The organism is Idiomarina sp. A28L, from assembly GCF_000218785.1.
In the GTDB taxonomy this organism is placed as follows: domain Bacteria; phylum Pseudomonadota; class Gammaproteobacteria; order Enterobacterales; family Alteromonadaceae; genus Aliidiomarina.
On the sequence record NZ_AFPO01000021.1, the window covers coordinates 334,774 to 346,028 of the forward strand.

The window sequence follows — 11,255 nt, forward strand, 5'->3', positions numbered from 1 at the left end:
AAATCACCCGAACATCACTGCTGTCAAAATAAAATCCAAACCCAACACGGCTAGCGAGCTATAGACTACTGTTTGCGTAGTAGCTGCGCTGATTCCCGGCGAGGTAGGTGCCGCTGTGTAACCTTTATAAAGTGCTATCCAAGTTACAACGATTGCGAATACAAGGCTTTTGATAACGCCATTCATAATATCGTTCTGCCACTCAACACTTGCCTGCATAACCGACCAGAACGCACCATCATCAACGCCCAGCCACTGCACACCAACCAAGAAACCACCATAAATACCAATGGCACTAAACATGAGTGCCAACAAAGGCATACTGATGAAACCCGCCCAGAAACGCGGTGCTACTACTCTCCGTAAAGGATCTACCGCCATCATTTCTAGGCTCGATAGTTGCTCGGTAGCGCGCATTAATCCAATTTCGGCGGTTAATGCTGAGCCCGCTCGGCCAGCGAACAAAAGTGCCGTTACCACCGGCCCAAGTTCACGCAATAGTGATAGCGCTACCATTGGCCCTAATGCCTGTTCAGCACCAAAATCAACTAAAATAGTATAGCCTTGCAAGCCCAACACCATGCCAATGAATAACCCTGAAATCAGAATTATTAGCATGGATTGCACACCCACCACATAAAGCTGGCGAATCAACAACGGAAACATTTTCCGCGGCTGAGGCTTGCCTACTAAAGCTTGGAACAACATGATTGAAGCTGCACCCACCCCTCGCAATGTGTTTAGGGTATTGCGGCCAATGTTAATGAAGAAATTCATTTTGCGCGGCCTCCGGCAAGTAAATCGCTTTTATATTCGGAAGCGGGATAATGAAAAGGTACCGGGCCATCAGGCTCACCTTGGAGAAACTGCTGCACTAAAGCATTACCATTTTGCTTGAGTTCTTCCGGTGAACCTTGCCCAACCACGGTTTTGTTTGCCAAAATCACCACGTGGTCGGCTATACTCATTACTTCATGAATATCATGAGAAACAACGATTGATGTTAGCCCAAGCGTGCTATTTAGTGAACGAATTAGCTTTACCAACATGCCCATAGAGATAGGATCTTGGCCCGCAAACGGTTCATCATACATGATCAATTCAGGGTCGAGTGCAATTGATCGAGCTAATGCGGCGCGGCGCGCCATACCACCTGATAATTCTTGCGGAAACAAAGTTCCAGCACCGCGTAAACCCACCGCTTCGAGTTTCATTTTTACCACTGTGGCAATGATATCTGCGGGTAAATCGGTGTGCTCTCGCAAAGGAAAGGCTACGTTTTCGAAAACCGTTAAATCACTGAATAACGCGCCACTTTGAAACAACATACTCATGCGCTTACGCGCCTCAAACAACTGGCTACGCCCTAGTTTAGTGATTTCGTAATCAGCAAACCGAATGCTTCCTTTCTGCGGCTTTAATTGCCCGCCAATTAAGCGTAAAAGCGTAGTTTTACCGCAACCACTGGGGCCCATAATCGCGGTTACTTTACCACGCGGCACTTGCACCGAAACATCTTCATAAATCAGAGTATCGCCACGCTTGAAGTAAATATCTTTAACTTCTACTAAATTATCCACTTATTCCCTCTGCTCACTAGCCAAATACACTGCCAGAATTTCCGTTATTATCCTCTGGCGCCTCAAGCAACGCCATCATTTCGGCAGTAAAAGCTTCTCTTTGTTCCTTACTTTCACAATCGAGCAAGCCAAATTGGCGCAATAAACGATCGCCTACCGCTGCTTTCCATACCGTTTGTGCTCGCGCACCACCGCTAGAGCTGGCATTTAGTATTGTCCATAACTCTTCAAATTTGTGCCGTACAGGGTGTAACAAGCTCGGATTGTTAGCCGCTGCGGCAATTATAGCACTATCAACCGCTAGCATTGAGGTAGGCACATTCAGCTCACCAAGAATAATCGCCTTTATTTCCGCATTTGGGCCTTCAATACCTTGTTCCAGAAGCTCTTCTGTTCTTGCTTCGCGCATTCCAATATAGCGTTCCAGCATAGCAACGATGAGCGCCTCTTTACTGGCAAAATGGTATAATAAACCGCCCTTACTAATGCCGGTTTTTTCCGTTAAAGCATCAAAAGTTAGATGCGAGGCACCCTGCTCTTGCACTAGAAGCTCAGCCTGCTGCAAAATAAACTCACGCTTGCTCGGCCGGCCTCCTCTGCTGGTTTTCGTTGCATCTGTCATATTAAACACCCACTATAAAAACCGTCTGTTCGGTAAAGTATCATCCGCACTGGTTTTTCGCAATAACCAACTTGATTGCTAGAAACCACCAGAGAATAGCTGAATTAAACACCAGCAATGGTATACTCACCCTGTTGTGCAGCACTGAACAACCCGTTACTAAAGCGCTGCACCCATAATATTGTGTATTTGCTTGGTAGAGTTTTATTACGTTGCAAAATAGGATTAGGGATCTATGTCTGAACATATCTCACCGGCTTCCACCGAAGGCTATATATGGCAAGGTAAACGCGTTCTTGAAATAGAAATAGCGGCCATACAAGGTATGCAAGCGGCTATAAATCAAGATTTTGCGCAGGCCTGCCAATTACTGATTCGGTGTCAAGGCCGTGTTGTGGTTACTGGCATGGGTAAATCGGGCCATATCGGTGGCAAAATAGCCGCAACTCTTGCCAGCACAGGCACGCCAGCATTTTTTGTACACCCTGGTGAAGCCAGCCATGGTGATTTAGGTATGATTACGCCACAAGATACCGTTATTGCGATATCCAACTCCGGCGAAACGAATGAAGTTTTAAGTATACTTCCGGTTATCAAGCGTTTGGGCGTTCCCCTCATAGCTCTTACCGGGCAACCTGATTCCACCCTTGCCAAGCTCGCCGATGTACATGTAAGTGTAGCTGTAAGTGAAGAAGCATGCCCGCTGGGCTTGGCTCCAACCGCGAGTACTACAGCCACCTTAGTAATGGGTGATGCCCTAGCCGTAGCGCTTTTACACGCACGAGGCTTTACGGCAAACGATTTCGCTCTTTCGCACCCGGGCGGCAGTTTAGGTAAACGCCTTTTGCTCCGTGTGGGTGATATTATGCACGCTAACGAACGCGTACCTAAGGTATCGAGCAATGCCATTATTACTGAGGCTTTGTTAGAGATATCGCAAAAAGGCCTAGGCATGACCACTATAGTTGATGGACAAGGCCGATTGCTCGGGCTTTTTACAGATGGTGATTTGCGCAGAATTCTTGACCAACGAGTAGATATTCATCAAACCAAAATTTCTGAAGTAATGACTACGGGCTGCATTACTACCACAGCCGATACATTAGCAGCTGAAGCACTAAAGCTAATGGAAACTCGCAAGATCAACGGCTTAATAGTCCTAGATAAAGCGCAAACCGTTATTGGCGCCTTTAATATGCATGATCTTCTACGCGCGGGGGTTATGTAATGAAAAACACAATAAACCCTTATGTGAGTACTTGGTATGGTGATATCCACGAAGATTTATTAGCGCGTTTTCAAAGCATTAAACTGCTCGTATGCGATGTTGATGGTGTATTTTCAGATGGCCGCATTTATCTCGGTAATCAGGGCGAAGAATTAAAAGCCTTTCACACTCGCGATGGCCTCGGAGTTAAAGCCTTACTTTCAGCCGGTATCGAAGTTGCCGTGATCACAGGGCGCAAGTCAGAAATTGTGCAAACCCGCATGCAGGCACTGGGTGTGAAACATATATATCAAGGGCAACACGATAAGCTGGTGGCTTTACAAGAAATTCAGAAAAACACGGGCATCGGCATCGAGCGCACGGCAAGTGTTGGCGACGACACGCCTGATCTCGCTCTATTTCAAGGCTCACACTTAGCATTCAGCGTATTTGATGGCCACCCGCAGGTGCAACAGCACGCGCATTATATAACCCAGCAACGCGGCGGTTTTGGGGCTGTTCGCGAAATCGCAGATTTACTATTGCTCAGCCAAGGCTTGTTACATCAGGTTCAGGAGAGCAGTACGTGAACCGCAGAAGTATCTTCATCATTCTGTTAGTGGCATTTGTTGCTACTATTATTTTATGGGGCGCCTTTGATGATGAAGAGGCGATTGAAAGCGGCCAGCGCAGTGAGAAACTGATTCCAGATTTCACCGCAACGGGGTTGGAAACCCGTGTATTCGAATCTGATGGGCGTTTAGCTCAACAAATCCGAGCTGAGCACATGGCTCATTTTAGTGCTTTGAACCTTACCGAACTCGAAAAAGCGGTGTATATCACCTATCTCGATGAATCTGCGGTGGATAGCTCAGAAACTGGAAGTGTATGGGAAGTGTCTGCCGATAAAGGGCGCTATTATGAAGGTGAACGCCTCGAGCTAGAATCAAATGTTCTAATTATTAACCGCTCCAATACAGGCTACATTGATGAAATTAAAACCGATTTCATCAGCATCGATTTACAAAATCGTATCATGCACACAGATTCCCCTGTTACTATTCAGGGCCCCCAATTTACTATTAACGGCAACGGAATGCGCGTTGATTTAGAAGTACAGCAACTGGAGCTTATCGATCATGTTGAAACAATTTACTACCCTCGCTCTGCTCGCCCTTAGCCTTACCAGCGTAAGCATTGGAAGCATCAGCGCTTATGCTAACGCGCAAGAATCTCCCCTGGCTCGCGATTTTTCAGAGCCGATGCGAATTCTTGCTGATGAGGATTTTGTTGATATAGCCAACAAAGTGAAAATCGCAACTGGCAATGTTCGAATTACTCAAGGTAGTTTAAAAATAACCGCGCACAAGTTATCGATTACCGGCTTTGAAAACGATACTGGTGCAGCAGAGCTGTTTATTCTTGAGGGTAACGATGAGGCGCCAGCTACCTATCAGCAAGAAATTGAACCAGGGATAATAGTAAACGCGCATGCAAATCGTATTGAATATGATGCTACTGAACGCGTATTGAAGTTAATTGGCGAAGCAGAACTCAACCAAGACGGCAACTCGGTACGCGCTGAAACCATTCTCTATTATGTAGAAACCATGCAGGTAAGCGCCACCCGCGGCGAAGAGCAAGTAGAAACTATTTTCCGGCCGCGCCCACGCACTGAAAACGAGCAGAATTAAGCATGACAACACTAAAAGCTGAACATTTAGCAAAAGCCTATAAAGGCCGTACCGTTGTAAAAGATGTCAGCATCGAAGTAGATGCTGGCCAGATTGTTGGCCTTTTAGGCCCCAACGGTGCAGGTAAAACCACCACTTTCTATATGATTGTTGGCCTTGTAGCTAATGATAAAGGCAGTATTCGGCTTGATGATGAAGATATAACTCTGCTGCCAATGCACGCACGAGCTCGCAAAGGTATCGGCTATTTACCGCAAGAAGCCTCGGTTTTTCGCAAACTAACTGTGCGCGATAACATTATGGCCATCTTACAAACACGCAAAGAGCTCAGTGCTAGCCAACGAGAAGATAAGCTTGATGAGCTCGTGAATGAATTTCACATTGGCCATATCATAGATAACTTAGGCATGAGCTTATCGGGAGGCGAACGCCGCCGAGTAGAAATTGCTCGCGCGTTGGCAGCGGAACCAAAATTTATTCTTCTCGATGAACCTTTTGCTGGGGTTGACCCAATTTCAGTATTGGATATCAAGAAAATCATTCAACAGTTGAGCGATCGTGGAATTGGGGTATTAATCACCGATCACAATGTGCGCGAAACACTTTCCGTGTGCGAAACTGCGTATATTGTTAGCCAAGGCAATTTGATTGCAAAAGGCACCGCAGAAGAAGTTTTAGCAAACCAGCAAGTAAAAGATGTTTATCTAGGCGATCAATTCACCTTGTAATTTCTTCTACCGCACCCATGATATACCTATGGGTAGTGTTTTCATTACATGCAAACTTATTTAACGCCAGAGATAATAATTACATGAAGCAAGGCTTGCAGCTCAAGTTTAGCCAAAACTTAACCATGACACCGCAATTGCAACAAGCAATTCGGTTGCTGCAATTGTCTTCGTTGGAGCTGCAACAAGAGATACAAGAAGCTTTAGAAAATAACCCTCTGCTTGAATTACCAGAAGAAGAAATAACGCCAACTTGGGAACAAAACATTTCCGCAACCGTTTCTTCAAGTGCCGGCGTTGCCGCTGAAGATGATTACATCTATCAGGGCGAAACCAACGAATCACTGCAAGATTATCTTATTTGGCAAATGCGCCTCTCCCATTTTTCAGCAACCGATGAACACATAGCTCTGATCATTATTGATGCCATCGATGATAGTGGTTATTTAACGCAATCATTAGAAGAAGTTCTTGAAGCGGCACAACAGCACGATGAGGAAATAAATGCGGAAGAAGTTGCCGTTGTTTTAAAGCGCATTCAGCACTTCGATCCTATCGGTGTAGCGTCTCGCAGCGTACGTGAGTGCTTACTTTTACAACTAAATCAATTACCAAATGACACTCCGTCACTAGCGGCAACCAAAAACGTAGTCGATAATTATTTAGAACTGCTCGGAAAACGTGATTACCGAACTTTAGCGCGAAAATCACGCTTAAAAGAAAATGTTATTCGAAATGTGTTAGCGCTTCTTCAGCAGTTGAACCCGCGCCCGGGTGATTCTTTTTCTGCCGGCTCTTCAGATTATGTAATACCCGATGTACAAGTAAGAAAAAATAATGGCCGCTGGGTGGCCGAATTACACCCAGCAGCAATGCCCAAATTACGCGTTAACGAAACCTACGCTGCTATACACACCAACAAGCACAACAATGGTTGCAGCAGTGGCGATGCCGATTATATTAAACAACACTTGCAAGAAGCGCGCTGGTTCATTAAAAGTATTGAGAGTAGAAATGAAACTTTACTTAAGGTTGCCCATTGTATCGTGCAACGACAACAGGCATTCTTTGAGTATGGGCCAGAATCAATGAAACCAATGATTCTAAGTGATGTCGCAGATAGTATAGATATGCATGAATCAACCATTTCGCGAGTAACAACGCAAAAATTCATGCATTCCCCTCAAGGTGTTTTTGAGCTGAAGTATTTTTTCTCCAGCCATGTAAGCACAGATGAAGGCGGTGAGTATTCATCTACTGCAATTCGTGCGTTAATTCGCAAACTAGTTGCAGCAGAGAATCCGGGGAAGCCATTGAGCGATAATAAGTTAGCAACGCTATTGGCCGACCAGGGTATTCAAGTAGCAAGAAGGACCATTGCGAAGTATCGGGAATCGCTAAATATCCCATCTTCGAGCCAACGGAAGAGTCTGCTTTAACTATCAATAGAAGGAAGATGTGCTATGCAAATTAATCTTACGGGTCACCATGTTGATATTACCGATGCTCTAAGAAACTATGTTGACACCAAATTTTCCAAGCTTGAGCGCCACTTCGATCATATAAATAACGTTCATGTGATATTGAATGTTGAAAAACTCATGCAAAAAGCGGAAGCTACCATTCATCTTAATGGGGGTGAAGTTTTTGCCACATCAGAGCATCAGGATATGTATGCAGCCATCGATGCCTTGATCAACAAACTCGATCGCCAAGTTATTAAACACAAAGAAAAATTGAGTAAGCACTAGGATCATGGAACTAAAAGATATCCTTAGCCCCGATAGCACTCGCGTTGCGGTTGAAGAAAGCAGCAAAAAGAAAATTCTTGAGCTCATAAGCCAGCTCGTAGCACCTAAACTTGCTGGCGTAAGTAAAGCTGATATTTTCGAAAGCTTACTGCAACGCGAACGCTTAGGTAGTACTGGTATAGGGCTAGGTATCGCAATCCCTCACGGCCGGCTGGAGAATGCCGGCCAACCGGTTGCGGCACTTATTACTCTTGCGCAACCTATTGATTTTGATGCGATCGATAATCAACCAGTGGATATCATTTTTGCACTTTTGGTACCGAAAGATAACCCAGAGTTACATTTGCAGACGCTCTCGGCGGTAGCTGCAAAACTAAATCAAAAAGATTGCTGCAGAGCTCTACGGCACTCTACTTCTAGCTCAGAGCTCTACGAACTAATGACGAAGGAAGATACAGCAGATTCATGCAACTAATTATTGTTAGCGGGCGCTCCGGTTCAGGAAAAACAGTAGCGCTTAGAGCACTTGAAGATTTGGGCTATTATTGTGTAGATAACCTGCCAGTAGCGCTATTACCTACTCTTGTGCATACCGTAATAGAGCGCTATGAAAACATCGCCATTAGCATCGATGTGCGTAACCTTGCCGGCGATAATAATGAGTTAAGTGATGCCTTAGAATTCCTTCCTCACGATGTAAAGCCTGATATCTTATTTCTCGATGCCAACGATGAAATACTAATTCGCCGTTATGGTGAAACACGGCGTTTACACCCGCTTTCACAATCAGATTTAACCCTTGCTGATGCTATTCAAGCAGAAGGGCAAATTTTAGAACCTTTAGCTAACTTGGCCACATGGCGAATTGATAGTAGCGAATTAAGCCTCCATGAGCTGATTGAACAAGTAACAGAACGCGTATTAGGGCGTAAACAAAATAAGCTCATGCTCGTATTTATGTCGTTTGGCTTTAAACATGGCATTCCTACTACAGCTGATACAGTGTTCGATGCACGCATCTTGCCTAATCCGCATTGGGAACCTGAATTGCGCCAATATTCCGGCCTCGATGCGCCGGTGCAGCACTATTTGAGCCAACAGCAATTAGTAACCAAGTTTATTTACCAAACCGAAAATTTTATCAGCACTTGGTTACCCTATTTTCAACGCAGCAACCGTAGCTATCTTACCATCGCGGTTGGCTGCACAGGTGGCCAACATCGTTCAGTTTATATCACCGAAAAATTAGCGGAAGGTATTGCATCGCAACACCCCAACATACGAATTAAACATCGGGAATTAGAAAGAAAAAACAATGCCAAATCTAACTCGTAAAGTAGAAATTCGTAACAAACTGGGCCTGCACGCCAGAGCCGCCACCAAACTTGCCCGCTTAGCGAGTGAATTTGATGCCAAGGTAATCATCGCTCAAGATGGCAAGGAAGTAGATGCTGGAAGCGTAATGGGCTTAATGCTTTTGGCCAGCCAACAGGGCAAGCACATTGAGGTAAAAGCTACCGGCAAAGATGCCGAAGCCGCATTAGAAGCCATTACTACGTTGGTACAAGAGCGTTTTCATGAAGAAGAATAATGCTCATCGAACCTTCTAATTACAGCATAATAAAAAAGGAGCCTAGGCTCCTTTTTTATTATGCTTCGCTCATGTGCCGTGCTTACGAACCCGCTATCTTCATATCTGCGAGCAGTACCGAACCACATTGTACGCCATGGCGCGGATCAACATCGGCCGCCATTGCCACCATGTTCTTAAACATATCGCGCAAGTTACCCGCAATCGTTACTTCGGTTACTGGAAACTGGATTTCACCATTTTCAACCCAGAAGCCCGCAGCGCCGCGGCTGTAATCACCGGTAACTAAGTTAATACCTTGGCCCATAAGTTCAGTAACCAGCAAGCCTGTGCCCATACGCTTACACAATGCCGCTAAATCGGCATCTAACTGAGGAGCTTGCGCTTGCACATACCAATTATGAATACCCCCCGCATGCCCTGTAGTTTGCATACCCAGCTTGCGCGCCGCATAACTGGTTAACAAATAGGTATCGAGCACACCCGCAGTAACAATATCGCGCTCTTTTGTGGCCACGCCTTCATGATCGAAAGGGCTCGTTGCTAATCCGCCTGGCACCAATGGGTTTTCATGAATGCTTAACCAATCTGGGAATATTTCCTTGCCGAGATGATCGAGCAAGAACGTGCTTTTACGATATAGATTGCCGCCGCTAATGGCCCCCGCAAACTGCCCGAAAATACCATGAGCCAAATCGCTATGAAAAATAACCGGCGCTGAACACGTAGGTATCGAACGCGCACCTAAACGAGATACTGTAGCTGCTGCCGCCTCTAACGCCACTGCTTCTGGAGTGTTCAATAATGCCGGGTTACGGGCCATAGTGTAGGCGTAATCGCGCTCCATTTTATCGCCTTCTTTAGCGATCGGCATACAACTTAAGCTTTGCCGAGAACTCATATAATGGCCGGTGAAGCCATGGCTATTACCATACACGCGAAAGCCACAGTGGCTAGAATAGTGGGCACCATCGGAATTAATAATACGCGGATCTGCTGCCAGCATTACCTTTTCACAGGCCAAGGCTTGTTCGGCTGCGTAATCTGGTGATTGGTTTGCAGCATAAAACAATTCTGGATCTGCGTAACCACTTGCCATAAGCTCTTTATCGGCAAGCCCGGAACAAGCATCTGCTTCTGTCCACCGGGCAATAGCATCGGCTTTTTCAACTGCAATCAATACCGCTTCCGATGAAAGATCGGAAGTGCTTGCGCTACCTTTGCTTTGGCCGCGATATACGGTAATACCAAGCGTGCCATCTTGGTTAAACTCTACTGTTTCAATTTCTTCTAAACGGGTGCTTACACTCAAGCCCCGGCTGTGTGCTAAGGCACACTCAGCTGCAGAAGCTCCGCGTTTTTTTGCTGCTGCTAATGCCGCTTCTACAGCTGAAATTGCCCGTTCTAAATCCGGTTGCAACTGTTCGCGCGATGTTAAACCCGTATTGTTATTTAAATTAGCCAAAAAAAACCTCAAATATTATGGTGAACGGCCGGTATATCACCGAAGCCTGCTTCCTGATAAACTTAGCGCATTGAATAGTTAGGTGAACCTGAACATGCAACGCGATAACCAAGATGAACATTTAGATGATGGCGACCTCAGTAAAACACAACTGAAACGCCATTCCCAAGATATGCACGACCTCGGCGTTAAACTGGTAAAAATGGGCAGCAACGGCCTAAAACAAATACCGCTTGATGATGAAACTTTTGCCGCCGTTAAACTTGCGAAAAAAATCGAAAATAAGCGTGAAGGCTATCGCCGACAACTACAGTTGGTAGCAAAGCTCTTGCGCCAACGTGATACAGCGCCAATTTTAGCCGCTATTGATGAGCTCGAAAACCGAGCGCTTTACCAAGCAGCTCATTTCCATGCTCTCGAAAAATGGCGTGATCGGGTTATTAATCAAGGCGATGATGCCATTCAAGAACTATTGGATGTATATCCCCATGGCGATCGCCAGCAATTACGCCAATATGCCCGGCAAGCTGCGAAAGAACTGGAACAAAACAAACCACCGGCGGCTTCCCGTGCGCTGTTCAAATATATCCGCAGCCTTAGCGAGTCGTCCACCTAAA

At 45.6% G+C, this 11,255-nt stretch carries 15 protein-coding genes; 11 read left to right on the top strand and 4 right to left on the bottom strand.

The features are described from left to right. Nucleotides 1-3 precede the first annotated feature (3 nt). From mlaE to A28LD_RS12000, 3 genes are read right to left on the bottom strand one after another with little or no spacing between them, the layout of a single operon-like run. On the bottom strand, nucleotides 4-777 hold the full coding sequence (gene mlaE, locus A28LD_RS09420) for a lipid asymmetry maintenance ABC transporter permease subunit MlaE (protein WP_007420853.1): 774 nt from the start codon (nucleotides 775-777) through the stop codon (nucleotides 4-6). Then, nucleotides 774-1,580, bottom strand: coding sequence for an ATP-binding cassette domain-containing protein (locus tag A28LD_RS09425; protein ID WP_007420854.1), 807 nt, complete (start codon nucleotides 1,578-1,580; stop codon nucleotides 774-776). The genes mlaE and A28LD_RS09425 overlap by 4 nt, the downstream gene beginning before the upstream one ends. Before the next feature lie 16 nt (nucleotides 1,581-1,596). Then, nucleotides 1,597-2,202 (bottom strand): TetR/AcrR family transcriptional regulator, encoded by a 606-nt coding sequence (locus A28LD_RS12000; RefSeq protein ID WP_007420855.1) that lies wholly within the window; start codon nucleotides 2,200-2,202, stop codon nucleotides 1,597-1,599. 235 nt (nucleotides 2,203-2,437) lie between these two features. Between A28LD_RS12000 and A28LD_RS09435 the strand changes: the two genes are divergently transcribed. From A28LD_RS09435 to A28LD_RS09480, 10 genes are all read left to right on the top strand, one after another. Then, nucleotides 2,438-3,430, top strand: a complete 993-nt coding sequence (locus A28LD_RS09435) for a KpsF/GutQ family sugar-phosphate isomerase (RefSeq protein ID WP_007420856.1) — start codon at nucleotides 2,438-2,440, stop codon at nucleotides 3,428-3,430. After that, the gene (kdsC, locus tag A28LD_RS09440; protein WP_007420857.1) at nucleotides 3,430-3,999 is read left to right on the top strand and encodes a 3-deoxy-manno-octulosonate-8-phosphatase KdsC; all 570 of its coding nucleotides are present in this window, start codon (nucleotides 3,430-3,432) and stop codon (nucleotides 3,997-3,999) included. The genes A28LD_RS09435 and kdsC overlap by 1 nt, the downstream gene beginning before the upstream one ends. Then, a complete protein-coding gene (gene lptC / locus A28LD_RS09445; RefSeq protein WP_007420858.1) occupies nucleotides 3,996-4,589 on the top strand; it encodes an LPS export ABC transporter periplasmic protein LptC in 594 nt (197 codons plus the stop codon). The genes kdsC and lptC overlap by 4 nt, the downstream gene beginning before the upstream one ends. Beyond that, entirely contained in the window at nucleotides 4,549-5,103 is a 555-nt protein-coding gene (gene lptA / locus A28LD_RS09450; protein WP_007420859.1) for a lipopolysaccharide transport periplasmic protein LptA, read from the top strand. The genes lptC and lptA overlap by 41 nt, the downstream gene beginning before the upstream one ends. Before the next feature lie 2 nt (nucleotides 5,104-5,105). Continuing rightward, on the top strand, nucleotides 5,106-5,831 hold the full coding sequence (gene lptB / locus A28LD_RS09455; protein WP_007420860.1) for an LPS export ABC transporter ATP-binding protein: 726 nt from the start codon (nucleotides 5,106-5,108) through the stop codon (nucleotides 5,829-5,831). 83 nt (nucleotides 5,832-5,914) lie between these two features. Next, nucleotides 5,915-7,270 (top strand): RNA polymerase factor sigma-54, encoded by a 1,356-nt coding sequence (locus tag A28LD_RS09460; protein WP_007420861.1) that lies wholly within the window; start codon nucleotides 5,915-5,917, stop codon nucleotides 7,268-7,270. Nucleotides 7,271-7,294: 24 nt separating this feature from the next. Further along, nucleotides 7,295-7,582: a ribosome hibernation promoting factor gene (gene hpf / locus A28LD_RS09465; protein ID WP_007420862.1), complete on the top strand. Its 288-nt coding sequence runs from the start codon at nucleotides 7,295-7,297 to the stop codon at nucleotides 7,580-7,582. A gap of 4 nt (nucleotides 7,583-7,586) precedes the next feature. Further along, nucleotides 7,587-8,057, top strand: a complete 471-nt coding sequence (ptsN, locus tag A28LD_RS09470; protein ID WP_007420863.1) for a PTS IIA-like nitrogen regulatory protein PtsN — start codon at nucleotides 7,587-7,589, stop codon at nucleotides 8,055-8,057. After that, a complete protein-coding gene (gene rapZ / locus A28LD_RS09475) occupies nucleotides 8,048-8,917 on the top strand; it encodes an RNase adapter RapZ (protein ID WP_007420864.1) in 870 nt (289 codons plus the stop codon). The genes ptsN and rapZ overlap by 10 nt, the downstream gene beginning before the upstream one ends. Further along, nucleotides 8,898-9,173: an HPr family phosphocarrier protein gene (locus A28LD_RS09480; RefSeq protein ID WP_007420865.1), complete on the top strand. Its 276-nt coding sequence runs from the start codon at nucleotides 8,898-8,900 to the stop codon at nucleotides 9,171-9,173. Before rapZ ends, A28LD_RS09480 begins: the two co-directional genes overlap by 20 nt. A gap of 82 nt (nucleotides 9,174-9,255) precedes the next feature. On the opposite strand, the gene pmbA is transcribed toward A28LD_RS09480, so the two are convergent. Further along, nucleotides 9,256-10,593, bottom strand: coding sequence for a metalloprotease PmbA (gene pmbA, locus A28LD_RS09485; protein WP_040487295.1), 1,338 nt, complete (start codon nucleotides 10,591-10,593; stop codon nucleotides 9,256-9,258). Nucleotides 10,594-10,732: 139 nt separating this feature from the next. Here pmbA and yjgA point away from each other — a divergent pair, with 139 nt between their 5' ends. Beyond that, entirely contained in the window at nucleotides 10,733-11,254 is a 522-nt protein-coding gene (yjgA, locus tag A28LD_RS09490; protein ID WP_007420867.1) for a ribosome biogenesis factor YjgA, read from the top strand. Nucleotide 11,255 lies beyond the last annotated feature (1 nt).

Coding starts and splice junctions, on each gene's coding strand:
- mlaE (WP_007420853.1), bottom strand. CDS start 777: ATGAATTTCTTCATTAACATTGGCCGCAATACCCTAAACACATTGCGA.
- A28LD_RS12000 (WP_007420855.1), bottom strand. CDS start 2,202: ATGACAGATGCAACGAAAACCAGCAGAGGAGGCCGGCCGAGCAAGCGT.
- A28LD_RS09435 (WP_007420856.1), top strand. CDS start 2,438: ATGTCTGAACATATCTCACCGGCTTCCACCGAAGGCTATATATGGCAA.
- kdsC (WP_007420857.1), top strand. CDS start 3,430: ATGAAAAACACAATAAACCCTTATGTGAGTACTTGGTATGGTGATATC.
- lptA (WP_007420859.1), top strand. CDS start 4,549: ATGTTGAAACAATTTACTACCCTCGCTCTGCTCGCCCTTAGCCTTACC.
- lptB (WP_007420860.1), top strand. CDS start 5,106: ATGACAACACTAAAAGCTGAACATTTAGCAAAAGCCTATAAAGGCCGT.
- A28LD_RS09460 (WP_007420861.1), top strand. CDS start 5,915: ATGAAGCAAGGCTTGCAGCTCAAGTTTAGCCAAAACTTAACCATGACA.
- hpf (WP_007420862.1), top strand. CDS start 7,295: ATGCAAATTAATCTTACGGGTCACCATGTTGATATTACCGATGCTCTA.
- ptsN (WP_007420863.1), top strand. CDS start 7,587: ATGGAACTAAAAGATATCCTTAGCCCCGATAGCACTCGCGTTGCGGTT.
- rapZ (WP_007420864.1), top strand. CDS start 8,048: ATGCAACTAATTATTGTTAGCGGGCGCTCCGGTTCAGGAAAAACAGTA.
- A28LD_RS09480 (WP_007420865.1), top strand. CDS start 8,898: ATGCCAAATCTAACTCGTAAAGTAGAAATTCGTAACAAACTGGGCCTG.
- yjgA (WP_007420867.1), top strand. CDS start 10,733: ATGCAACGCGATAACCAAGATGAACATTTAGATGATGGCGACCTCAGT.